This window comes from Magnetovibrio blakemorei, from assembly GCF_001746755.1.
Lineage (GTDB): Bacteria > Pseudomonadota > Alphaproteobacteria > Rhodospirillales > Magnetovibrionaceae > Magnetovibrio > Magnetovibrio blakemorei.
In genome coordinates this window covers 27,146-51,153 of sequence record NZ_MCGG01000013.1, presented here as the reverse complement: position 1 = coordinate 51,153, position 24,008 = coordinate 27,146, and the positions used below count along the sequence as shown (strand labels likewise).

Here is a 24,008-nt window from a genome sequence, read left to right as displayed (position 1 = left end):
GGTGGGCACCCTTCCCCACACATTCAAGCTCGGACCCACATTTTCAAGGACTTATACGGTTGTCGCTTGGCTGAAACCTCCGCCTTCAGTATGATCTGATCCATGAAACCCGCATTCACCCGATTCTTCATTCTTGCTCTCGCTTTTATCGTCAGTCTGCTGAGTTGGCCGCTGAGCATAGTAAGCACGGCCCATGCGGACGGCGACACGCGGCAAGAACTCTATTTGCGCTATGAGGCCAATTGGGGCGGCGTGCACGTGGCCGACTTTGCCTTGTCGTTTCTGTCGACCCCTAAAACCTTCGAAAACCGCTTTCACCTGGAAACCCGTGGGGTCACACGTTATTTCACCAACATGAGCGTCACCGCCATCAGCCGCGGGCGGATCGTTTCACAGCCATTTCAAAACAAGGACGAATTGGGCAAAACCTATTTGGCCGGCCACTACCACACGGAATACACCAACACGAAGCATTTCCGCTGGGTTGACATCACCTTCCCCGAAGCGCCGGCCCCCGCCCAGGCGACGACCGGAACATCCCCCATTGCGGGCCGTGAAGAAAACTGGAACCCCGCCGAAAAAGGCCCCGAAGTTCTCGATAAAGTCGAAGCGGAGCATCTTATAAACGTCAACGACCCCATCACGTTGATTCCGCAAATGATGGACATCGTGCGCAGCCACCTATCGGGCGGACCAAAATCTGGAATCGCCAGAGGTTTCGACGGACGGCGACGCTTCGACATGCGCATCACTTACTTTGGCCCGGCCACCCGAACCATCAACAAGATCCGCCAAGAGACCTATCGCGTGCGCATCGATCCACAACCCGTTGCCGGCTTCAAGGAACGCCACAAAATATTGTGGAACAACGCTGCGTATGATTTTTACTTAAGCCGCGACGGCAAGTTCATGCCGCTACAAATCGTCCCCGTGGACCACGGCCCAGTGTTGACTCTGGTCGGCGAATGCCCAACGGAGTGTGAGATTAAGGCTGAGGAAGACTAATCAACCGACAGCAACTTGTGCCCGGGCGCGCTCGGCAATGGATTCTTTATAGAGCTTGAAGGTGTCGCGAATGCCGTCCAAACGGTCCGCCGTGCCATCGCCGAACATGAAATCCAGCTTGATGCTTTCTTCGTCGTCCCACAAAGCGCGGAACAGGTCGGAAAACAGGGCCGTAAACAGCAGTTGGAAATGCTTGTCTTCAAACAAGAACCCAGAGCGACGCTCGGTCACATTGTTGAGGATGGAGATGAAATTGCGCTTGGCCCAATCAAAATCTTCGAATTTCAGCAAAATGCGAATGAGGATGTTATAGGCAAAGCGTTTGTGGCGATCATTTTTGCCGATCATTTTCCAAATTTCGCCATCATCGTCGGTCTGAAACTGGCTCAGCAATTCTTGCGATTCAACGTTCAATTCGCTGTACAGAACTTCGCCCAGCAATTTGTCCAGATAGTTGTCAAAGCCCATCACCACTTCACGCGGGAAAATCGGGTTATCCGAACCTGAAAACAGGTGCGAAAAACGTCCCGCGATGAGGCGCAGCAGGAATTTGGAGCGATTGCCCGATTCTTGTTTTTTCGGAATGGCGACCGGCTGGGACGGATTGGCGGCAGCCGCGATCAGCATATCGTTGCGGATTTTTTCCGCCACCTCATTGCCGTAATTGAGCAAATTGGTGCGGATCACCACTTCGATTTCGCGCACCAATTCCTTGATGTCTTCATCCAGCTTGGGGGTTTTTTTGTCGCGAGTCAGCAACTCGTTGTTCATCATCAGTTCCAAAGCGGAGCGAATGATGGTCTTTGTAGCCGCAGTTGAGCGTTGCGCCACCTGAATGGTGCCGCCGCTGGCGTAGGTCTTTTCTTCGGGTTCGATCATGCACGAAATCCGTCGGACTCAGTTATTCTCAACCAAAACACAGGCACTCATCATACAGCACGCAAGAATCGTTGCACAACCGTACGCATTATTCATAGCACATTTAACACTAACAGATCACTAAGGGCCTGCATGGGCATGCTTTTTGTGCAATAGAGTTAGCTTACAGCTTCCAGTTCATCAATAAAGCCCGATACCACACCGAGGCCGCGCTTCCAAAACTCCGGATCGCTGGCATCCAGACCGAACGGAGCCAGAAGCTCTTTATGACGCTTGGTGCCGCCTGCGGCCAGCATATCCAGATAGCGCTGCTGAAACCCTTTTTCAGCACCATTGGCGAACACATCGTAAAGTGAATTCACCAAACAATCGCCAAAGGCATAAGCGTAGACATAAAACGGCGTGTGCACAAAATGCGGAATGTAGGCCCAGTAATTGCGGTATGCATCGTCAAAGCGAATGGCCGGCCCTAAGCTTTCGCTCTGCACCTCGATCCAGATGTCGCCCAAACGCTCGACCGAAATTTCTCCGGATTTCCGCTCATCGTGAACACGGCGCTCAAATTCGTGAAAGGCGATTTGCCGCACCACGGTGTTGAGCATGTCTTCGACCTTGCCCGCCAGCAATATGCGCCGCTTAGCCGGGTCGGTTTCGTTGTCGACCATTTTGCGAAACGTCAGCATTTCGCCAAACACCGACGCGGTTTCCGCCGTGGTCAAGGGGGTGTCAGCCATCAACCCGCCCTGATCGGCGGCCAGGACTTGATGCACACCGTGGCCCAATTCATGCGCCAAGGTCATGACGTCGCGCGGCTTGCCGTGAAAGTTCAGCAAAATATAAGGGTGCGCGCTGGGCACGACGGGATGGGCAAAGGCACCGGAATCTTTGCCTTCGCGGGGCTGGGCATCAATCCAGTTTTCCGCGAAAAAGCGCTCGGCCACATCTGCCATACGCGGCTCAAAGCCATTGTAGGCGTCCAACACCAATGCTTTGGCATCGTCCCATTCAAACGCGGCGGAGGCATCGTCGGGCAGCGGCGCATTGCGGTCCCAATAGTCCAAAACCTCTTTGCCGAACCACTTGGCTTTCAAGGCGTAATAGCGATGCGACAGGTTCTTGAATTCACCCCGCACCGAGGAAACCAAGGCATCTACCACGTCGTCTTCGACTTGGTTGGACATATTGCGTTCCGACACCGGGCGGGCATACCCCCGCCAGCGGTCTTCGATGTCTTTGTCTTTGGCCAAGGTGTTGGTGATCAACGCCAGCAGACGCACATTGTCGCCCAGCACCTTGCCAAAGCTCATGGCTGCGGCCTTGCGCTTGGCGCCATCCTTGTCGCTGAGCAGGTTCATGACTTGCGACTGGGTCAAGCCCTCGCCCACGCCGTCCACGTCAAAGCGCATGTCGGCAAAGGTTTCTTCAAACAAGCGCACCCATGCGGCATGGCCGGTTACGGATTTTTCCAGCAACAATTTTTCCATGTCGTCGGACAATTGGTGGTCTCGGTACTGACGGATTTTGTCCAGCCACGGCTGATAGCGCAGAGCCTGCGGGCAAGACATTTTTGCGGCCAAAGCTTCATCATCCAGACGATTGATTTCCAGCGTGAAAAACAAGGTGTCTGCGGAAATGTCGGTTACACGTTCTTGCAGGGTTTGATAAAAACGTCCGATCTCCGCATCGCTGGTGGAAACCGAAAACAGCAGTTGGCCGTAGCTCATGGCTTTATACAGCCCGTCCAAGATGCTTTCGTATTCGCCAATGGTCTTGGCGAACGCCAAGCCGTCCATGTCGGCAAGCTTGCCCGCATAGGCGTTGGAAAACGCTTTGGCGCGGCTGGCGGCCGCGTCCAAGTCAGCGCCAAGCTGTTTATCTTCGGGACTGTCATAAAGATGAGACAAATCCCAATTAGGAAGCTGTGCGGTTTCGGCCATTTTTCGTCTCCATATCAGGTCATCTTGACCGGATACCAGATATAGGGTTGGAATGTAGCTTAACACAATACTCAATGTGGGGAGTTTTCCATCATGAGCGCACAAAACTGGCCCAATTTGGTCGAGATGTTTTTCGATCAGGCCGAAACATGCGGTGAGCGCCCCTTTTTGTGGGCCAAAGTTGATGGGAAGTACCAAGCCCTCAGCTGGCGTGAAGTGGCCGCCCAGGTCACCCAACTGGCGCGCGGTCTGCAAGCGCTGGGCGTCAAAGCGGGCGACCGCGTCGTGCTGGTGTCTGAAAACCGGCCCCAATGGTTGATTGCCGACATGGCCATCATGGCGGCCGGAGGCGTGACGGTTCCCGCTTACATCACCAACACGGTGAACGATCACCGCCACATCGTCGAGCATTCCCAAGCCGTGGGCATGATCATCTCCACCCCCAAACTGGCTGAACGCGCTTTGCAAGCCGCACACCTGTCCGAGCTCACCCACTTTGCCGTGATGATGGACGACTTGGATCTTCAGCAAAGCCTGAACGTCGATGTGATCAACTGGCAGGCTGCCTTGAACCGCGCCACCAAGTCAGAGGCCAACATTCGCCAAGACGCCAAGCGCTTCAAAAAAACCGACACCGCATGCATCATATACACATCCGGCACCGGCGGCACTCCCAAAGGGGTGATGCAAAGCCACGCGGCGGTCTTGCACAACCTGTTTGGCGCAACCCAGGTTTTGAAACAGCTGGGTCTCAGCGAAGAAGTGTTTTTGTCGTTTTTGCCGCTGTCACACAGCTATGAGCACACGGCGGGACAATTTTGGCCGATCTCCTTGGGCGCGCAGATTTATTATGCCGAGGGCGCCGATCAGTTGTTGGCCAATATGGCCGAAGTCAAACCGACCCTGATGATGGCGGTGCCACGTCTGTACGAAATGATGCTGTCGCGTATTTCACGGGGCGTGGTGAAACAAGGTGGCAACAAGCAAAAACTGTTCGACAAAACCGTGGCGCTGGGTTCCAAAGCTTACCATAGCCCCGCTGATATGACGCTGATGGACAAACTGCAAAACGTTGTTTTGGAACGTCTTGTGCGGAAAAAGGTGCGCGAACGCTTTGGCGGTCGGTTGAAAGCCTTTGTGTCCGGTGGCGCGCCGCTCAACCCCGACGTCGGGCTGTTTTTCACCGCACTCGGCGTGTGCATTTTACAAGGGTACGGACAGACGGAATCCGGTCCGGTGGTGTGCGTCAACGTGCCGGAAAACATTAAAATGAATGCGGTTGGACCAATTTTTCCGCACACCGAAGTGCGCATTGCCGACGATGGAGAAATTTTGGTCAAGGGCGACTTGGTGATGAACGGCTATTGGCGCGATGAAGACACCACCCACGCCACCATCATCGACGGCTGGCTGCACACCGGCGACATCGGCGTGTTCGACGCAGACGGCCACTTGCGCATCACGGATCGAAAAAAAGATATCATCGTCAATTCCGGTGGCGACAACATCGCCCCACAGCGCGTCGAAGGCATTTTGACGCTGGCCCCGGAAATTGCCCAGGCCATGGTCTATGGCGACAAGCGTTCTCATCTGGTGGGATTACTGGTGCCCGATGCCGACTGGCTGAAAGATTGGGCCAGGGCCAACGCCAAAGCACAAACCTTGGCAGAACTCAGCGACGACAACGATTTACACCGGGCTTTGGGCGACGCCGTGTCTCAGGTGAACAGTCACCTGTCCAATATCGAAAAAGTGCGCAAGTTCATCATCGCCAGCGAACCGTTCTCCATCGACAACGCGCAAATGACCCCCACCTTAAAAGTTCGCCGTCATGTCCTGAAGACCGTATACGGCGAGGCTTTGGAAGCCCTGTATGGCTAAGAAGAAGCGCCTTGTCGAACACTCGGCCCGCCCCCGGCCACCGCGATGCCGCAAAAGATCAGCACCAACGCGGCGATGACTTGGGGGGTAACGACCTCACCCAAAAACAACGCTCCCCACAACACTCCCAACAAGGGGATCAGATAATTGTTCAGGGACAAAAACGTCACCCCCCGCGAAGCGATCACCACAACCAACAACAACATCGCCAGGGCCGTCGGGAAAACGCCTAAGTAGATAACGGCGGCAACGGACTGGGACGTAAAGTCGATGGTCCACGGCTGCTCAAGCAGCAAGGATGCGGGGAGCAAGATCAACGCCGACGCCATCAACGCGCCGGTGCCATATTGAAGCGGTTTGGACCCCGGAAGCTTGCGGATCAAGATCGCCGAGATGGCGTACAGCACCGCCGCAAGGGCCACCGCCAGTTGGCGCAAAACTTCATCGCCCAACGTCAACAGCGCTTCGGGGCCGATCAACACGACAACCCCGGAAAACCCCACCAGCACCCCCAGCAAGCGGCGCGTGGAAAAAACTTCATCAGAGAAAAGCCGTCCCAACACCAACGCCGCCAGCGGCATCGTCGCCACCAAGATGGCGGCAAGGCCGGACGCAATGTGCTGTTCCCCCCAATTGATCAAAGAAAACGGCAAGGCACTGCCGGACAGCCCAATCAGAAAAAACATCCCCCACACCCAAGGTTCACGGGGCAAGCTTTGACCTTTGAGTTTCAACCACACATACAAAACAAGCGCGCCCAGCGCGACGCGCAGCATCGCCAAGGTCACAGGGGGAATGACCTCCAAGCCGATTTTAATGGCGGAAAACGACAAGCTCCAGGTCGTCGCCAAAATGAGCAACAAACCCAAGTCGCGCTTGAGAGACCCGTTCACAACACAAACCACATCAAAAACGGCAAGGTCGCAAACGACATGAGAGTCGACAGCACCACCGTTCCGGCAACCGCTTCGGGGTCGGTGTTGTAGCGTGCCGCAAACAGGTAATTGAACACGGCAACGGGCAGCGACGACTGCACAATCAAAACGCCTTTCATGGCACCTTCAAAGCCCAGCATATCGGCCAGCGCCAGACTGACGGCAAACCCCATCAACAGACGGATCATGGCCATGATGAGGCTCTTGCCCAGGGCGGAAATTTTCAACTGTTGCAACGAAATGCCCAAGGTGATCAGCATCAACGGAATGGTGAAACCACTGAGCAGCTCGATGGTGTTTCCCGCCCACAATGGCACTTCGGTCGCGGTCGCCTTAAACAGCAAGGCCAAAATCACCGCATAGATGGCGGGCACCCGCATCAAAGCCATCGGCGAAGTCACCCCCGACGACACCGCGACTCCAACGGTGAATTGTAAAATAATGCACACCGTAAAGTACGCCACGGCCAGCGCCATGCCTTCTTCGCCAAATGCCAACAGCGCCAGCGGCAAGCCCATATTGCCGGTATTGGGAAACACCAAGGCCGGTAAAAAAGCCCGCACCGACTGGCCCCAAAACCGGAGGATGGCATACCCGATAACACCCATGACAGAAATCGCCGCAAACGTCGCCCCCGCCATCCGCGCCAAGGCATCCAAATCAATGGCGGCATGGACCAAGGTGGTAAACACCAAGCACGGCACCCCGATGGCGGTCACCAAATGGGTCACCATTTCTGTGTTGTAGGGTCTGCCCATGTAGGCCCAACCATAACCGATTGCGGCACTGATCAACACCGGAGCAACAATTGAGAAGAGCGTTTCAAACACGGCAAAATTCCAGGGGAGTTCAAGGCAAGACACGCTAGCGGGTTCTGAGGAGAAAAGAAAGTCGCACATCAGGACTGTCTTTATCGTAGGGTCTAAAAGTGAGATAATGAACAGATCTCAAGTGCGACTCGCTTCCTCCCAATACGGACCGCTGTGGAGAGCCTTCATGGCCAAAAAACACGTCTCAACCCGCCCCTCGGCTGGCGTTCCCCCCCCCCTCTGGCACACGCAGAACGTCACCGATATCTACAAAGCACTCAACACCTCAAAGCAAGGACTGAGCGCTGCTGAGGCCGCCCACCGCCTGACCACTTACGGCCCCAACAAGCTGGCTGAAGGCAAGCCAACCGGCCCCGTCGTGCGATTCTTGAGACAATTTCACAACGTGCTGATTTACGTTTTGCTGGGTGCCGCTGCAATCACGGCGTTTTTGGAGCACTGGATCGATGCCTCGGTTATTCTTGGTGTGGTCGTCATCAACGCCCTCATCGGCTTTCTTCAAGAAGGTAAAGCCGAAGACGCCTTGCGGGCGATCCGCAACATGCTGTCCCCCCAAGCCATGGTGTTGCGCGGTGGACGCCGCGCCACAGTCGATGCGGCCAACCTTGTGCCGGGCGACGTGGTGATGTTGCAATCAGGCGACCGTGTCCCTGCCGATATACGTCTGTTCTGGGTCAAAGGTCTGCACATACAAGAAGCCGCGCTGACCGGTGAATCGGTGGCGGTGGACAAGATCATCGAGTCGCTCCCAGTCGAAACGGTTTTGGCGGACCGCCTGTGCATGGCCCATTCCGGGACGCTGGTGAGTTCAGGCCAGGGAACCGGGGTGGTGGTGGCCACAGGTGGCGCGACCGAACTTGGACACATCAGCACCTTGGTCGCAACGGTGGAACAGCTTACCACACCGCTGATGAGCAAGATGACACGGTTCGGACGATGGCTGACCGGCGCCATCTTGGTGATCGCAGGGATGACAGCCGTTTTTGGCGTATTGATCCGCGATTACTCAGTGCCCCAAATGTTTCTCGCTGCGGTGGGCCTTGCCGTCGCCGCCATCCCCGAGGGCCTGCCCGCTATCATCACCATTACCTTGGCCATCGGCGTGCAGCGCATGGCGATGCGTAACGCCATTGTGCGCCGCTTGCCCGCAGCCGAAGCCTTGGGCGAAGTGAACGTGATCTGTTCGGACAAGACCGGCACGCTCACGCGCAACGAAATGACCGTGCGCACCATCCTCACCGCAAATACCCAATATGAAGTTTCCGGCACCGGCTACGATCCGCACGGCGGTTTTCAAATCGACGGCAACGACGTTTTGCCCCAAGACCATCCGCTGCTGCGCGAAGTGGTGCGAGCGGCGGCGTTGTGCAACGACGCCCAGCTGGAACAACGCGAGGGTGAATGGCTTGTCAACGGCGACCCCATGGAAGGCGCCTTGCTGATTGCCAACATCAAGGCCGGACAGGAACCGGAAAGCCTAGCCCAGCAGTACCCGCGCACCGATCTGATCCCGTTTGAATCGGAACATAAGTTCATGGCAACCCTCCACCACAGCCATACCGGAGAAGCCTTTATCTTCCTCAAGGGCGCCCCCGAGCAGATATTGGAGATGTGCGCATCGGAGCGCACACCAACGGGTGACCGCCCCCTGGACGCGGCGTTATGGCACGCCCGCACCGAAAAACTGGCCGAACGCGGTCAACGCGTGCTGGCTGTCGCCTGCAAACCGGGCAAAGGCCATGAGATGGAGCTGGATTTCAAGGACGTCAAAAGCGACATGGTGCTGCTGGGGCTGTTCGGCTTGATCGATCCGCCGCGCGCGGAAGCTATTGCCGCAGTTGAGCGCTGTCAAAGCGCTGGTATCGCCGTCAAGATGATCACCGGCGACCACCGCACAACGGCGTGTGCCATTTCACGCCAACTGGGACTGGTCAACCCCAACATTGCGTTGACCGGTCAAGAACTGGAACACATGAGCGATGCCGAACTGCGTGATCTGGCGATGGATGTGAATGTCTTTGCCCGTGTCAGCCCTGAACATAAACTCCGCCTTGTGAGCCTGCTGCAAGGCTTCGGCTTGACCGTCGCCATGACCGGAGACGGGGTCAACGACGCCCCCGCCCTCAAGCGCGCGGACATCGGCATTTCCATGGGCAACAAAGGCACTGAGGCCGCCAAGGAAGCGTCCGAAATGGTGCTGGCCGACGACAATTTCGCCTCCATCGTGCACGCCATTGAAGAGGGCCGAACGGCCTATGACAACATCCGCAAATCGATTTTGTTCATTCTGCCCACCAATGGCGGCGAGGCGCTCACCATCATTGCCGCCGTGTTGATGGGGTTTTCAGAGCTCCCCTTAACCCCCTTGCAAATTCTCTGGGTCAACATGATTACGGCGGTCACGTTGGCGCTGTCATTGGCCTTTGAGCCGACAGAGAACAACGTCATGCACCGCCCGCCCCGACACCGCGACGAAGCCGTTCTAACGCCCGCACTGTTGTGGCGGACCGCGTTCGTCTCGGTGATCTTACTGGTCGGCACCTTTGGCCTGTTCATGTGGGAAATGGAACAAGGTGCCAGCATCGAGCGAGCACGAACCGTTGCCGTCAACACGCTGATCTTTTTTGAAATATTTTATCTTTTCAACTCCCGCTACATCACCGCATCGGTGCTCAATGCGCAGGGTCTGTTTGGCAACACATACGCCTTGATCGCGATTGGGGTGCTGATTGTGTTCCAGCTTGGGTTCACCTATTTGGACACGCTACAGGTTCTGTTCGGCACCACCGCTATCGGTCTGATGGACTGGGTTCTCATCATCTTGGTGGCGTCTAGCGTGCTGTTCATCGTGGAGCTTGAAAAAGCCGTGCTGCGTCGCCGCCCACGAGCACATCAATGATTTTATCGTATTCATGTACTTAAATTTTTCAGACAAACCTGAGCACAAAAAAGCGGCATCTCCAAACTTGGGGATGCCGCTCATTTTACGTCTGCCTGTATTGTTTGCCTGCGAACCTAATCGACCTTCGCAATGTGCAAGATATTGGTTCCACCCGGCAAGCCAAAGGGAATGCCCGCAACAATGATGATGGCGTCACCTTCAAGGGCAAAACCCTGGCGCTTGGCGATGCGCACCGACTTGCCCATCATTTCCCCAAAGTTTTTCACGTCGCGGGTGCGGATGGAATGCACCCCCCACGCCAACACCAAACGCCGAGCGATGTTAATGTTGGGGGTCAGCCCCAAGATCGGCACCGATGGACGTTCGCGGGCGACACGCATGGTCGTCGAACCGGTGGACGAAAACGACACGATCACTTGCGCAGATATGGTTTCCGCGGTCTGGCGAGCCGAAGCCGAAATGGCGTCCGCCGCCGTGGCTTCGGGGATAGAACGCGCCGCATCCGTCATCTTGCGATACAATCGATCGCGTTCAACACGGTTGATGATGCGATCCATAATGGCCACCGATTCAATCGGATAATCGCCAACCGCCGTTTCCGCGGAAAGCATCACCGCGTCGGCACCGTCATAAATGGCGGTGGCCACGTCGGAAGCTTCGGCGCGGGTCGGCGTCGGCGCATGGACCATGCTGTCGAGCATTTGCGTCGCAACCACCACCGGCTTACCAGCAATGCGGCACGCGTTGATGATGCGCTTTTGCTGCACGGGCACGTCTTCGGGCGGCAATTCGACGCCCAAATCGCCACGTGCGACCATAATCGCATCGGACAGTTCAACGATGCCATGCAGATGTTCGATGGCTGACGGCTTTTCCAATTTGGCCATCACACCGGCGCGACCGGCAACGATTTTTTTGATTTCTTCAACGTCCGACGGAAGCTGCACAAACGACAGCGCAATCCAGTCGACGCCCAATTCCAAGCCGTATTTAAGATCGGCATGATCTTTTGCCGTCAGCGCGGATAATTTTAAAATCGCACTGGGCACGTTCACGCCCTTGTGGTTCGACAGTTCACCACCAAACACGACTTCGGTTTCGGCGAAGTCTTTGCCCGCCTTGTCAACGCGCAAACGAATCTTACCATCGTCGAGCAGCAAGTCCATGCCGGGGCGCAACGCCGCAAAAATTTCAGGGTGCGGCAACGGGGCAATCGTTTCATTGCCCAAAGCATCGGTCAGTTCCAAGCGAAAGGGCTGGCCTTTGACCAATTGAATTCGGTCATTTTCAAATTTCCCCACCCGCAACTTCGGACCTTGCAGGTCCATCAAGATGCCTATGGGGCGTTGAAAGCGTTCTTCCAGGCCTCGAATGACGTTGTAGCGTCGTTTGTGGTCTTCGTGGGCACCGTGAGAGAAGTTCAATCGAAAGACGTCGGCACCAGCCTCAATCAATTTCGCAATGTCTTCTTCTGAGGATCGGCCAGGCCCGAGCGTGGCGATAATTTTAGCGTTTCTTGTCCGTTTCATCATGGCCTGCAACATAATGCGCTTCACATAAAAGCGCTATAGAATTCCGATGAAGCATTTGTGAAAACTGAGGACACCCAATTTCCCTAAACACCGCGAATAACCACCCTCCCGCATTTGGGAGAGCGCGTAGATTGAAGTGCAATTGGGGAGGAGCCGGAACCTGGGCACATCCTACTGTTGGCGCACGCGAAAGCAATCCCCAAATGCAATGTGAGTATGTCATTTGCTCAAACGCGCCAAATCGCGTTAGATTTAGGCCTTATTCATGAAAGGCTGAAGTCATGTCCAAAATAGGCAGAGCTTTTATGTCCTTAATTTTGGACAAAAAAGCTCGTGAAAGGCTCAACGCCCCTGCCCCCACCACTGGCCCCACCACTGGCCCCGCCCGGGGCCCCGGCGGAGCCAATTCCCCCTCCGGCAGAGCCAATTCCCCTACGCCTACCGCTTCTGCGCCGCTCTCGCCGCCCCGCAGAGAACCCAGTCAGGCTGAAATCAAAGCCCGCCTGGATGCAAAACTGGATCAAGTGCAAAACCGCCCTCAACGCACCGCTTCGCCCACCCGCCAGCAGCTGATTCAAGACGCTTTGCGCACCCGCTCAGCCAAACAAGACGTTTTCGAAAACCTCAGCGCGGAACAGCGCCTAAAACTCCAAGTGCTGGCGATGAAGGCAATGATGCCTCCAAAAAATGGTTGATTTTCACATTAAGTTACTCAAAAGTATTATATTTTATACCTTTATCTCAGAAACCTATTGCGATATGTTAAGAACACAAGGTGCACAATCGTTGCACCATATCTATTATAACAAGTCTAGGGACACGGTTATCCATGAACGCTCCGATTCAAGATGTAGATTCTGACGTCCTTCGGGGAGAACTCCATGGCCTTCTAAAATACATCAACCGCGTTCGGGAAGAGATCGCCAGCATTTCCCGACCAACCGACGATTCGCATGAATTCTCCACCATGTCCGATCAATTGGACGCGGTGATCAAAGCCACCGATGAAGCCTCCAACACCATTATGGGATGCGCGGAAGGCAACGAAGACGCGGTCACGAAATTGCGCGCTCTGCTGAAAGACCCGAAGCAAGTCGCCTTGCTCGATCAAATTTCCGAAAACGACATGAACATCATCCAAGCCTGCAGTTTCCAGGATATCACGGGCCAGCGCGTCACCAAAGTGGCTCGTTCGCTGACGTACGTGGAGGCCCGCGTAGGCGCTTTGACCGAGCTGTGGGGCAAAGAGGAAATCGAAAAAGTGGAGCTTAAAAGCGAAGAAAAAACCGCTGATGAAAAGCTGCTCAACGGTCCGGCACTTGATCCGGCACGCTCGATCAACCAGGCCGAAATCGACGCGTTATTCGATTAATCTTGCGTTTTATGTCCCCTCCTCAAAATCCTGCCTCAGTGGTGGGGTTTTTGTTTTGTAAACTTCATGCTAATTTGCTTCGCGTTAACGTTTTTGACAACTCGAGGGACACGATGACCCGTCTATTTACAGCTTTTGCAGCCCTATTATTTGGAGTCTTGATCATGACCGAACAGGCCTTGGCCCTGGACCTAGAAAACACCCTTTACATGGACCTTAAGGATGGCCGGGTGGTGATCGAGATGCGCGAAGACTTGGCGCCCAAGCACGTCGCCCGCATTAAACAACTGGTTCGTGAAGGCTTTTACGACGGCCTGACGTTTCACCGCGTGATTGAAGGTTTCATGGCCCAGGGCGGTGACCCCGACGGCAACGGCACCGGTGGCTCCGGCGTCAACCTGCCTGCCGAATTTTCCCGCGAAAAATACGTCCGTGGTACCGTCGGCATGGCGCGCAGCTCAGACATCAACAGCGGCGACAGCCAGTTCTATATCATGTTTGCCCGCTACCCCTCATTGGATGGCCAATACACCGTTTGGGGCCAAGTGGTCAAAGGTATGGAATTCGTCGACAACATCAAAAAAGGCGAAGGTCCCAATGGCTCTATGATTGGCGAGCCGGATAAAATCATCCGCATGCAAGTCGCCGCAGACGCCAAAGACTAAAACCGAACACCAGGGTCCTGTCCCTAAATTTTCGATCCATCCCTCCGGTCATCATCATCGCATGAAGGCCGGGGGGATTTTTTATAAAAAGGGCTTTCGCGTTATTCGTCGACCAACACCCGCGTCACACAATCGCTGAGATCGTTGATCGAAAATGGCTTGGTGAGTGCGCAATCCGCGCCGATTTTGTAGGTGGTCTCCATAATATCAAGATTACGACCGCCCCCGGATATGGCGATGATTTTAAGCCTCGGGTCGATGAGCTTCAGTTCCAAGATCGTTTCCACACCATCTTTCTTTGGCATCACCAAATCGGTGATGACCAAATCAAAAGTGCCTGCCAGACACTTTTCCACCCCGTCAACTCCATCAGCGGCCGTTTGCACCGCATGGCCCATGGCCTGAAGCGCCGCCTGCAGTGAAAACCGCACGGCGGCATCGTCTTCTATCACCAGAACATTTGCCATTTTCACCGTCTCACTGGTTTTGTTTCAGAAAAATCTTCCGCCGCCTGTATGCCCCCTTCAACAATCGGCAGAAAAACATCGAACGTCGTACCTTGCCCCAGCACACTGGAGACATTGATTCCACCACCGTGCATGGTCACGATGCCGCTGGCCATGGACAACCCCAGCCCCGTACCCTTGCCCAGACCTTTGGTGGTGAAAAAAGGATCAAAAATCCGCTCCATGACCTGAGGGGCAATGCCACACCCGTTATCGGATACCGAAATTTTCGCATAGACCTCATGAACCATTTCACCATCATGATTATATTCGACGCGTTCACGCGGTTCTCTTGATAGTCGAATTTTGATTTCGCCAGCCTTCTCACCAATGGCATCAACCGCGTTGGAGGCTAAGTTCAGCAACAACACTTCCAGTTGGGCCGAATCGCCAAAGACATCTCCGACTTGGGCGTCCAGGTCTTCATCCAAACGAACGGATGTGGGCGCGCTTGAGCGAAACAAATCCAAGGTTCCCTTCACCAAACTGTGCGCATTGACAGCACACCGCTCAGGTTCATCTTGACGAGAATACAACAAAATACGGTCCCCCAAGGCTTTGCCCCGCCGGCACGCATCAATGGCAATCTGCAAGCGCTCGCACGCTGGAGAATCTGCGGCCACTTCGTTCAGGGAGAGCTCGCTCAAAATCAAAATGGGTTGAAAAATGTTGTTGAAAGAATGCGCCACGCCCCCAGCAAGATTACCCAGGGCTTGCATTTTTTGCGCGTGACGCAACTCTAACTCCGTTTGTTTCTCTTCCGTCACATCGGTGAGTGCCCCTTGGAAACCGGAAAAATTACCCTTTTCATCAAACACAGGAATACCCGACGATTGAAGGTATCGGACCGGCCCGTCGGGGGTGCGAATGGAAAATTCAAAACGGCCAAAGGGACGATGTTCACGGAGATTCAAAAAATGCTGCTGGAGTTCATCTGCCGCGCACATCACATCATCAGCCATCAGGCGGTCAAAGATGGTGTGATTAAAAACATCGGGCGGGTTGCCAAACACTTCAAAAAATTGTGGGGACATGTAAGTGATTTTGAAATCCGCGTTCAGTTCCCAAAACCAATCGGACGCCACTTCGAATAAGTTTCGCAAACGACGATCCGTGATTTCAAGGTCGACATTGGCGCTGGCCAGCGCGCTGCTGCGCTCTTGAACCAAGTCCTGCAATCGCTCTTCGCGTTCTGCCAATTTTTCGACAAACGTGCCCAAAGCATCTGCCATGTCGGCGATTTCGTCATCACCACCGCGGGGTATCTTTTGTCTGGTCCCGCCGCTGGCGACACTGCGCATCGCCCGTTGAAGCCCCACCACCCGGCTCATAACCCGGTTGTCCAAATAAACAATGACAACAATCGCCAGGACAATCGCGCCCAAGGTGTACGCATTCAGCAGCCGACGATCCCATTCAAGCCGCTTCATGATGCCTTTGACAGACTGTTCAATTTCACCCGTGCGCGCATTGGCAAGCCCCGCCACGGCATCCGTCATTCGATCCGCATGATATCTATGCCCCAACAGCAAGCGATCGACTTCGCTCGCCAACTCTGGATGCTGAGCCTCAATACCCAACTTGACCGCTTCATCGAGTTTTTCCACGGCTTTGGTCAAACTGAAAAAGCTTTCTAAAAGAGCCTTTTTATTGAACTGAATGTTTGTAAGACGCTCAGCTTCAATGTCTTTATCGGCCAAAATCGCCAATTGAGTGTCGAGCCCTTTAAACTGATCATTGATGCGCGCCACAAACGCCTCGCGGGCTCCCTTATCATGCGTCAACACAACGCCTGATGTGCCCTTGGAAATGGCTTCGCCTTGGCGCGCAGCTTCATAAGCAGCAACCAAAACGGGGATGCTTTCCCCGGACAAGTGCACCAAACGTTGTTCAAATTGCGCCATCAAGGCGATATTCCACAGGCTGGAAACCACGCCGAAACCCGCAAGCAAGAAAAGAGCCGTTAAGAGGCGATGGCGAATGCTGGGAAAAACTTTACGCAACAGTGTCCGCCTCATGACATGCAATTAAACTCTATGCTTGTTTAGAGCTCTTATAACGATCAGAAGATTGTATGATGAAGGCACGCCTCATAAGAGTAAAGCAAATTGCTTATCTTGAGTTTTAACAATTATAATTTATTCAATTTTTGTGTGTATTTCTCACCTCAAGCACGCACATAATCAAGGTCTGGAAATCACAGGAGCTATCAAGCTCGCCACGTCCTCATGCCATTGGCCCGAATCAGTGCCACTGCGCGGACCCTTTTTCATCCTGTCTTCTTTCGCAGATTACTCTGCTTCGGCAGGATAAACCGTAGACGCCGTCAAAGCCCGCGGTGTGCTCAATGCCCCCCGGCAAGCCACCTCAACACGGCGCGTGAATACGCAGAAATTTTTGACCACGACTTATGGTCAGGGCGATGCGTTCAAGCTGGACCGAGGCCTAAACGCTCTGTGGACTCACCAAGGTTTGATGTACGCCCCACCGATTCACAAACGGCAAGAAGACGTTCACTCCCCGACGCTTGCCTCGGCCGCAACAGCGGCGAGCGGCGGCGCATTTAAGATGGTTTCACGCCCACGGGTGGGATTGTGCGGAATCAAAAACGCCAACCCCAATGAACCTGCCGCCATGCCTGCACCCGCCAAAAACACCAAGGAATGATCACTCACCCACAAATGCCCGAACACCACCGGGATCACCACGGCCGCGATGTGGTTGATGGTAAAACTGACCCCCGACGTCGAAGCGATGTCTTGCGGGTCGGCAATTTTTTGGAAGTAGGTTTTCGACGCAAACGACATGGCGAAAAACAAATGGTCTAACAGATACAAGCCCACCGCCAGCGCTGCGTTGTCGACAAAAGCATAGGCCAAGAACACCAAGATGAGGCCAGCATACTCAATGATCAACACCCGGCGTTCGCCCAACCGCCCAATCATCCGTCCGACTTTGGGGGAAAACCAAATGGTCATCGCGCTGGTGGCGAGGAACATCAAGCTCATGGCACCGGCATTAAAGCCGAATTTTTCCACCATCAAAAAACCCGCAAACACGACAAAAATTTGCCGCCTGGCCCCCCACAAAAACGTGAGCGCGTAATAAAGCCAGTAGCGTTTGCGCAACACCAAATGCTTGTGCTGTTCGGCGTGACCCTTAAAGCGCGGAAAAGCCACCCAGCACCAAACCGTCACGGCCACGGTCAAGCCGCCGCCCGCCACATAGACCCACACCATGTCGAAAGCAAAGACATCCAACGAAAGCCAGATCAGGGCGAAGGCCATCATGCCCGCAAAGGAACCAGCGGAAACCATCCGTCCAAGGACCACCGGGGCTTTGTCCACATCCAACCACTGTAACGCCAAGGATTGACGCAGGGTTTCAAAGTAATGAAAGCCGATGGACATCACAACGGTGGTGACATAAAGCCCCATTTCGGACGGAAAAAAGCCCGTTGCCGCCGTGCCTGCTCCCAACACCACCAACGCCATCAACGCCAAGGGCTGTTCGCGCACAAACAAAAGCAATAAAATCACACTGAACGCCAAGAACCCCGGCACTTCGCGCAAACTCTGCAAGATGCCAATCTCCGCCCCGGTAAACTGAGCGCGCTCGATGGCGAAGTTGTTGAGCAACGCCTGCCAGGTGCTGAAGCTCAGCGGCATGGCGATGGACAACAAAATCAACAACACTTCGGGACGCTGCCAGAGAGAGACTTTTGGGGTGTTCATGGGTGTGTTCATGGGGGGGAGGCCCTTGCCCAAATTTGGTTGCGGTTCACGTGTCACGCGGACGGGTAATTTGGAATGACTTGCAAATATATCCAGACTTCAGTTAGGCTGATATAGGCAATAATGACACATGGTATCGAAAATATGCCAAATCAGCCTCCAAGTGCGTCCAATCTGACACTGCCGAGATACCCGTTATTCGGCGTTAATCTAGATCGCCAAGACATCCCCCGTCCCATCGTCATCTCTCGCCACGCCATGAATCGCGGCGAGGCCACGGGCATTCACACCCACCAGCGCGAACAGATTGTTTATGCCCATAGCGGGCTGGTTTTGGTGAACACCCAGCACGGCACCTGGGTGGTGCCGCCCAGCCGCGCGGTGTGGGTGCCGTCAAAACTGGAACATGGTGTCCAAGCGATGAAAGACTCCATCATGTCGAATTTGTTTCTGGCCCCCGGAACCGTGCCCAACCTACCCAAAACCTGCGCCGTGCTGGCGGTGCCAACGGTGCTGCGCGAACTGATCGATTACGCCACACGCATCGAATTTTTGTACGACGAAACGGGAAGCGACGGACGGGTGATGCGGGTCATCCTCGACATGCTCAACACCCTTCACGAAGTTCCCTTACACCTGCCCATGCCCAAAGACACACGGCTGCGCCGCGTGGCCGAAGCCTTGGTGGAAAATCCGTCCGATCCCCGCACCCAGGCTCAATGGGCCAAAAGCTGTGGAGCCAGCGTGCGCACCTTGGCAAGACTGTTTCCGGAACAAACCGGCATGACGTTTAACCAATGGCGTCAACAGGCGCGCTTGATGGCGGCGTTGGGACGGTTGGCGGATGGCGAAGCCGTCATCTCGGTCGCGCTGGATTTGGGCTACGCCAGCCAAAGCGCGTTCATCGCCATGTTCAAAAAGGCGCTGGGCACCACACCGGGGAAATATTTTTCGCCTCAGTTGACTTAGGACGCCAACGCCGCTTCGATGGCATCCAAGGCCGCCTGGGCTTTGTCACCATCCGGGCCGCCGGCTTGGGCCATGTCGGGACGTCCGCCACCGCCTTTTCCGCCCACGACTGCTGCCCCCACACGCACCAAATCAACCGCGTTGATTTTGTCCGTCAGATCAGCGGTAACACCGATCACCAAGGAAGCTTTACCGTCCGCGACCGCGACCAAGGCCACCACGCCGGATTTGATCTGCGACTTCAGATCGTCGGCCAAGCCTTTTAGGTCTTTGCCCGAAATCTCTTCCAGAACCTTCGCCATGAAGGTGATGCCGCCCACGTCTTTGGTCTCAGCTGCCCCGCCCGCGCCGCCGCCGGACGCCAGTTTTTTGCGCAAGTCGGAAATTTCGCGTTCCATCTTTTTGCGCTCGTCCACCAATTGCTGAACCCGGCCCGGCACATCGCCAGGGGCCGCTTTCAAGGTGGCGGCTGCAGCCAAAAGTGCTGCTTCTTGAGCTTCCATATAGGCCACCGCAGCAGCCCCCGTCAGCGCCTCGATCCGGCGCACACCCGACGACACGGCCCCTTCGGAAACGACCTTCAACAAACCAATATCGCCGGTGCGGTTCACATGGGTGCCACCACAAAGTTCGACGGAGAATTCGCGCGTGGAGCCCGGCACCACCGTGCCCATGGACAAAACCCGCACTTCATCGCCATATTTTTCGCCAAACAGCGCCATCGCGCCCGCTTCAACCGCTTCTTCCGGCGCCATCAGACGGGTCGTGACTTCGGTGTTAGCACGCACCTGGTCGTTCACCAAAAGCTCAACTTCGCTGAGTTCCGCAGGCGTGACGGCGATGGGCTGACTGATGTCAAAGCGCAGACGCTCTGACGACACCATGGAGCCTTTCTGCGTGACATGCTCGCCCAGTTTCATGCGCAACGCCGCATGCAGCAAATGGGTCGCTGAATGGTTGGCGCGGATGGCGGCGCGGTTGGCGTGGTTAACGTTCAACGTCACCTCATCACCGACTTTAAGCGTTCCCTTGGTGATTTTGCCCACATGCACATGCAAAACACCCAGTTTCTTTTGCGTATCGGTCACCTCAACAACCAAACCGTCCGCAAACAGCGTCCCGATGTCGCCCATTTGGCCGCCGGATTCCCCATAAAACGGGGTCTGGTTGGTGACCACCATAACCTCGTCGCCCACTTTGGCTTCGCTCACACGGGCACCACCGACGGCAATGGCGGTGACTTGACCTTGGGCCTGTTCGGTTTTGTAGCCCAAGAAATCCGTCGCGCCGACGTCGTCTTTGATGTCGAACCACAACGCGTCCGTGGCCGCGTCGCCAGAACCCGACCAGCTGGCGCGGGCGGCGGCTTTTTGCTGTTCCATGGCGGATTTAAAGCCCGCTTCGTCCACACGGATGCCTTTGGCGCGGAGCGCGTCTTGGGTCAAATCCAGGGGGAAACCATAAGTGTCGTAGAGCTTAAACGCGGTTTCGCCATCCAGCTCACCCCCATCACGCATATCAACGGTGGCTTCGTCCAGCAATTTGAGACCGCGATCCAAGGTTTTGATAAAGCGGGTTTCTTCAAGTTTCAGCGTTTCCGTGATCAGCGCTTCGGCGCGATTCAGCTCCGGGAACGCCGCCGACATTTTGGCCTGCAAGGCGGGGAACAGTTTGTAGATGACAGGTTCCGTCGCGCCGATCATGTGCGCATGGCGCATGGCGCGGCGCATGATCCGGCGCAGCACATAGCCGCGTCCTTCGTTGCTGGGCAACACGCCGTCGGCAATCAAAAAGGCGGTGGCGCGCAGGTGATCGGCAATGACGCGGTGCGACACCCGGTGCACCCCGTCCGGGTCGGTGTTGGTGGCATGCGCAGACGCCATAATCAGGGCGCGCATCAAATCGATGTCGTAGTTGTCGTGGGTGCCTTGCATCACCGCTGTGATGCGCTCCAGGCCCATGCCGGTGTCGATGGACGGTTTGGGCAGTTCGATGCGCGAACCGTCCGCGTGCTGTTCATATTGCATGAACACCAGGTTCCAGATCTCAACAAAACGATCCCCGTCTTCGTCGGGAGAACCCGGAGGCCCCCCGGCGATGTGATCGCCGTGGTCATAAAAGATTTCCGAACACGGTCCACACGGCCCCGTATCGCCCATGGACCAGAAATTGTCCGATGTGGGAATGCGAATGATGCGCTCGTCCGGCAAGCCCGCGACTTTTTTCCAGATATCAAAGGCTTGATCGTCGGTGTGATAGACCGTCACCAGCAAGCGGTTGGGGTCCAGACCGTAGTCTTTGGTGATCAGCTTCCACGCCAGATCGATGGCGTCGTCTTTGAAATAGTCGCCGAAGGAGAAGTTGCCCAGCATCTCAAAAAAGGTGTGATGACGCGCCGTGTGCCCGACATTTTCCAAGTCATTGTGCTTGCCGCCCGCGCGCACGCACTTCTGGGACGTAACGGCGCGGGTGTAGTCGCGCGTTTCCATGCCGGTGAAGACGTTTTTGAACTGCACCATACCCGCGTTGACAAACATCAAGGTCGGATCGTTGTGCGGCACCAAAGGGCTCGACGCAACGTGTTGATGGCCGTTCGTGGCAAAAAAATCGAGAAAGGCCTTACGGATGTCATTTGCAGTTTGCATGGGGGGTCTCGGTCCGGCTGTGTTGGGCTTCTTCAGATATACGCTCACACCTCAAAAGGCGAAGAATTGCTTTTACAGGGGTTCTCGGGGCGTGTCCACTGTGCCTGCATGCCTCCCATCTTGGGGCGGCACACGCCGACGGCTCATATATCAAGGGACGGCAACAGCCATCATTCCGCAGTAGGTCTGTAAGCGGACCTGTTGACCGTTAAGCGACAATGACGGCTTTTGGCGCGCAAAGGACACTTGGTTAAGCTGCTTTGGGGCCATGTGTTCCATTATCCCGGCTTGAGCCGATTTGTTTCAATACATGGCTGCGGTCGGAAGGAAACATGACTTTGGCGGTGCGCTTGACATGATAATAGATACGCGAGAACTGCTCGTAGATATCCATCTCCAGGGCGAACGAGGACGCCGTGCCAACGCCATGCGCTAACTGGCGGACCTGTTGTCGGCTAGCCGTGGCCAAAAGGTCTTTGATCTTGGGTTTGGAATCGACGACCTCTTGTGCCGATGCGAAGTCCGACGTAATCATGGCCTCTAGGCAGGTGCCCAATGCGTCACCAACCTCGGCATGGAAGCTGACAATGTGATCCTGCGCGAAGGGGCTGAACTGGATACCACGCGCAATATTCTCCTCACCTAAATGAACGAGGTTGGTCTTGATGATGTCGCCAATGTTTTCAAGTTGCCGCGCGGCCTCAAGCAACATGGTAACCCGTTTACCGAGGTCAGGTGACAAGCGGCGATTCAAGCTCAGGCTAGTTAAGTAATCAACCACGCCACGGTAAGTTGTATTCACCTCATGGTCCATTTCAACCACGATCGCAAGTGCATTGCGGTCGCCATTCAGCAGGGCGGACAGGATTTCTTCGTACATGCGCAAGACCCGCTGACCCATGGTATCGACAATCGTCATACGTGCTGTTTCTAAAGCCTTGCGAGGGTCTCCCAACCATTTAGGATCCAAAAGCCAAGGAATATCAGCACGCGGGCCTGCTGCGTCTGGCGTATTCGGGGGTGACGCCTGGACAAAAACAGGGGGCACGATTCGCCGGGCCATCCAGGCAAACTGAGCCACGAACGGGATGAAGATCAATGTATTGATGACATTAAACAGAGTATGCGCATTGGCCAGTTGACGGGGAGCGTCAGCCGCCAACAAGGCGGTTCCCTGCAACCCTTCGCTGACTGGGGATACCCAAGTGGTCAAAGACACCATGGTGTCAACGCCGATCAAAATGGTCCAGATCATGACGCCCATAAAATTGAAAAGAATATGAACAATTGCCGCTTGAACAGCCTCCCGGCTCCGTCCGATTGAGGCGAGTAGGGCGGTAATGCAAGTGCCTATATTGGCCCCGAACAACAAGGCGATGCCCGCAGGCAAGGTGATCAGGCCCTGGCTCGCCATGATGATGACAATGCCAGTTGTTGCCGATGAGGATTGGACCAGAGCGGTAAATCCCGCTGCCAGCAAGATGCCGATTAGGGGGTGCTCCACCTGCATCATCATATCGATAAACGGGGGATAGCTGCGCAACGGCGCCATGCCTTGGCTCATAAGACCCATACCGAAAAAAATCAAGCCGAGGCCCAACAGCCCTCTACCACAGTGTTGTGTTTGAGCACTCAAAGGTAAGAGCGCCAGAGCTAACCCCGCCGCGATCATCGGCAGGGCGTAGTGGGTGATCTTGAAAGCAAGGATCTGGGCCGTGATGGTGGTACCGATTTCAGCACCAAAAATCACCCCAATAGATTGCTGCAGGGACAGCAATCCTGCGCTGACAAAACCAACGACCAAGACCGTCGTTACCGAGGAGGATTGGATCAGTGCCGTGGTCGCAGTGCCCGTCGCCACGCCGGTAAAACGGTTTGTCGTCAGCCGTGCAAGTACCGACTGCAACCGTTCTCCCGCCAGATTGCGCAGCGCCATGGACATGGTTTCCATGCCTAAAAGGAACAGGGCCAAGCCACCAATGAACGTGAACGTCATGGCCATGACATCCAAAGTGACGATATCCGGTGCGGCCCAAGCACTCCCTGTGGTAGTAAGGAAGCTAAAGGAAGTTGCGAAAAGGCTGAATAGAACGTAGCGCATGTTCAATCCTATCTGTCTCATGATACGGAAAGACATTGGGCATTATACCACGTAAATCACAGTTCTTAACTGTGTTTATGCCTGACGCAGGTCTCTTAGACGTGCAAAAATGGCT

General features: G+C 55.2%; 17 protein-coding genes. 7 read left to right on the top strand and 10 right to left on the bottom strand.

Annotation, left to right across the window (positions count from 1 at the left end; all coding sequences use genetic code 11):
- Window positions 1-102 precede the first annotated feature (102 nt).
- The gene (locus tag BEN30_RS04550) at window positions 103-1,005 is read left to right on the top strand and encodes a DUF3108 domain-containing protein (protein ID WP_069957157.1); all 903 of its coding nucleotides are present in this window, start codon (window positions 103-105) and stop codon (window positions 1,003-1,005) included.
- Here the strand turns inward: BEN30_RS04550 and BEN30_RS04545 are convergent, their stop codons facing one another.
- On the bottom strand, window positions 1,006-1,884 hold the full coding sequence (locus tag BEN30_RS04545) for a hypothetical protein (RefSeq protein ID WP_069957156.1): 879 nt from the start codon (window positions 1,882-1,884) through the stop codon (window positions 1,006-1,008).
- 158 nt (window positions 1,885-2,042) lie between these two features.
- Window positions 2,043-3,821 carry a M3 family oligoendopeptidase gene (locus tag BEN30_RS04540; RefSeq protein WP_069957155.1) on the bottom strand — a complete coding sequence of 593 codons (1,779 nt, stop codon included), beginning with the start codon at window positions 3,819-3,821 and terminating at the stop codon, window positions 2,043-2,045.
- 93 nt (window positions 3,822-3,914) lie between these two features.
- On the opposite strand from BEN30_RS04540, the gene BEN30_RS04535 reads away from it, so the two are divergent.
- Window positions 3,915-5,702, top strand: a complete 1,788-nt coding sequence (locus BEN30_RS04535) for an AMP-dependent synthetase/ligase (RefSeq protein WP_211563283.1) — start codon at window positions 3,915-3,917, stop codon at window positions 5,700-5,702.
- Here BEN30_RS04535 and BEN30_RS04530 read toward each other — a convergent pair.
- Together BEN30_RS04530 and BEN30_RS04525 are read right to left on the bottom strand one after the other, a co-directional pair.
- Window positions 5,699-6,595 carry a DMT family transporter gene (locus BEN30_RS04530; RefSeq protein ID WP_069957153.1) on the bottom strand — a complete coding sequence of 299 codons (897 nt, stop codon included), beginning with the start codon at window positions 6,593-6,595 and terminating at the stop codon, window positions 5,699-5,701. The two genes, BEN30_RS04535 and BEN30_RS04530, sit on opposite strands and share 4 nt — an antisense overlap.
- Entirely contained in the window at window positions 6,592-7,467 is an 876-nt protein-coding gene (locus BEN30_RS04525; RefSeq protein WP_069957152.1) for an AEC family transporter, read from the bottom strand. The genes BEN30_RS04530 and BEN30_RS04525 overlap by 4 nt, the downstream gene beginning before the upstream one ends.
- A 166-nt stretch (window positions 7,468-7,633) precedes the next feature.
- On the opposite strand from BEN30_RS04525, the gene BEN30_RS04520 reads away from it, so the two are divergent.
- Window positions 7,634-10,366, top strand: a complete 2,733-nt coding sequence (locus BEN30_RS04520; RefSeq protein WP_069957151.1) for a cation-transporting P-type ATPase — start codon at window positions 7,634-7,636, stop codon at window positions 10,364-10,366.
- Between the two features lie 116 nt (window positions 10,367-10,482).
- On the opposite strand, the gene pyk is transcribed toward BEN30_RS04520, so the two are convergent.
- Complete coding sequence (gene pyk / locus BEN30_RS04515; RefSeq protein WP_069957208.1) at window positions 10,483-11,898, bottom strand: pyruvate kinase; 1,416 nt, start codon at window positions 11,896-11,898, stop codon at window positions 10,483-10,485.
- A gap of 308 nt (window positions 11,899-12,206) precedes the next feature.
- Here pyk and BEN30_RS04510 point away from each other — a divergent pair, with 308 nt between their 5' ends.
- The 3 genes from BEN30_RS04510 to BEN30_RS04500 all read left to right on the top strand — a co-directional run bounded on the left by BEN30_RS04510 (window position 12,207) and on the right by BEN30_RS04500 (window position 13,938).
- Window positions 12,207-12,596, top strand: a complete 390-nt coding sequence (locus tag BEN30_RS04510; RefSeq protein WP_139134849.1) for a hypothetical protein — start codon at window positions 12,207-12,209, stop codon at window positions 12,594-12,596.
- 134 nt (window positions 12,597-12,730) lie between these two features.
- Complete coding sequence (locus tag BEN30_RS04505; RefSeq protein WP_069957149.1) at window positions 12,731-13,273, top strand: protein phosphatase CheZ; 543 nt, start codon at window positions 12,731-12,733, stop codon at window positions 13,271-13,273.
- A gap of 164 nt (window positions 13,274-13,437) precedes the next feature.
- Complete coding sequence (locus BEN30_RS04500) at window positions 13,438-13,938, top strand: peptidylprolyl isomerase (protein WP_069957148.1); 501 nt, start codon at window positions 13,438-13,440, stop codon at window positions 13,936-13,938.
- Window positions 13,939-14,039: 101 nt separating this feature from the next.
- Here BEN30_RS04500 and BEN30_RS04495 read toward each other — a convergent pair whose 3' ends face one another.
- The 3 genes from BEN30_RS04495 to BEN30_RS04485 form a co-directional block, all read right to left on the bottom strand.
- Window positions 14,040-14,405: a response regulator gene (locus BEN30_RS04495; protein ID WP_069957147.1), complete on the bottom strand. Its 366-nt coding sequence runs from the start codon at window positions 14,403-14,405 to the stop codon at window positions 14,040-14,042.
- Window positions 14,406-14,407: 2 nt separating this feature from the next.
- A complete protein-coding gene (locus BEN30_RS04490; RefSeq protein WP_170826953.1) occupies window positions 14,408-16,447 on the bottom strand; it encodes an ATP-binding protein in 2,040 nt (679 codons plus the stop codon).
- Window positions 16,448-16,957: 510 nt separating this feature from the next.
- Window positions 16,958-18,190, bottom strand: a complete 1,233-nt coding sequence (locus tag BEN30_RS04485; protein ID WP_211563282.1) for an MFS transporter — start codon at window positions 18,188-18,190, stop codon at window positions 16,958-16,960.
- Between the two features lie 132 nt (window positions 18,191-18,322).
- Between BEN30_RS04485 and BEN30_RS04480 the strand changes: the two genes are divergently transcribed.
- The gene (locus tag BEN30_RS04480; RefSeq protein ID WP_069957206.1) at window positions 18,323-19,147 is read left to right on the top strand and encodes an AraC family transcriptional regulator; all 825 of its coding nucleotides are present in this window, start codon (window positions 18,323-18,325) and stop codon (window positions 19,145-19,147) included.
- Here the strand turns inward: BEN30_RS04480 and alaS are convergent.
- Window positions 19,144-21,792, bottom strand: a complete 2,649-nt coding sequence (gene alaS / locus BEN30_RS04475) for an alanine--tRNA ligase (protein WP_069957145.1) — start codon at window positions 21,790-21,792, stop codon at window positions 19,144-19,146. The two genes, BEN30_RS04480 and alaS, sit on opposite strands and share 4 nt — an antisense overlap.
- 250 nt (window positions 21,793-22,042) lie before the next feature.
- Window positions 22,043-23,893: a Na/Pi cotransporter family protein gene (locus BEN30_RS04470; RefSeq protein ID WP_170826952.1), complete on the bottom strand. Its 1,851-nt coding sequence runs from the start codon at window positions 23,891-23,893 to the stop codon at window positions 22,043-22,045.
- Window positions 23,894-24,008: the final 115 nt, after the last annotated feature.

Bases quoted from the DNA above. Each gene is read 5' to 3' on its own strand.
- BEN30_RS04550 (WP_069957157.1), top strand. From the start codon at position 103: ATGAAACCCGCATTCACCCGATTCTTCATTCTTGCTCTCGCTTTTATC.
- BEN30_RS04545 (WP_069957156.1), bottom strand. From the start codon at position 1,884: ATGATCGAACCCGAAGAAAAGACCTACGCCAGCGGCGGCACCATTCAG.
- BEN30_RS04540 (WP_069957155.1), bottom strand. From the start codon at position 3,821: ATGGCCGAAACCGCACAGCTTCCTAATTGGGATTTGTCTCATCTTTAT.
- BEN30_RS04535 (WP_211563283.1), top strand. From the start codon at position 3,915: ATGAGCGCACAAAACTGGCCCAATTTGGTCGAGATGTTTTTCGATCAG.
- BEN30_RS04520 (WP_069957151.1), top strand. From the start codon at position 7,634: ATGGCCAAAAAACACGTCTCAACCCGCCCCTCGGCTGGCGTTCCCCCC.
- pyk (WP_069957208.1), bottom strand. From the start codon at position 11,898: ATGAAACGGACAAGAAACGCTAAAATTATCGCCACGCTCGGGCCTGGC.
- BEN30_RS04510 (WP_139134849.1), top strand. From the start codon at position 12,207: ATGTCCTTAATTTTGGACAAAAAAGCTCGTGAAAGGCTCAACGCCCCT.
- BEN30_RS04505 (WP_069957149.1), top strand. From the start codon at position 12,731: ATGAACGCTCCGATTCAAGATGTAGATTCTGACGTCCTTCGGGGAGAA.
- BEN30_RS04500 (WP_069957148.1), top strand. From the start codon at position 13,438: ATGACCGAACAGGCCTTGGCCCTGGACCTAGAAAACACCCTTTACATG.
- BEN30_RS04495 (WP_069957147.1), bottom strand. From the start codon at position 14,405: ATGGCAAATGTTCTGGTGATAGAAGACGATGCCGCCGTGCGGTTTTCA.
- BEN30_RS04485 (WP_211563282.1), bottom strand. From the start codon at position 18,190: ATGAACACACCCATGAACACCCCAAAAGTCTCTCTCTGGCAGCGTCCC.
- BEN30_RS04480 (WP_069957206.1), top strand. From the start codon at position 18,323: ATGCCAAATCAGCCTCCAAGTGCGTCCAATCTGACACTGCCGAGATAC.
- alaS (WP_069957145.1), bottom strand. From the start codon at position 21,792: ATGCAAACTGCAAATGACATCCGTAAGGCCTTTCTCGATTTTTTTGCC.
- BEN30_RS04470 (WP_170826952.1), bottom strand. From the start codon at position 23,893: ATGCGCTACGTTCTATTCAGCCTTTTCGCAACTTCCTTTAGCTTCCTT.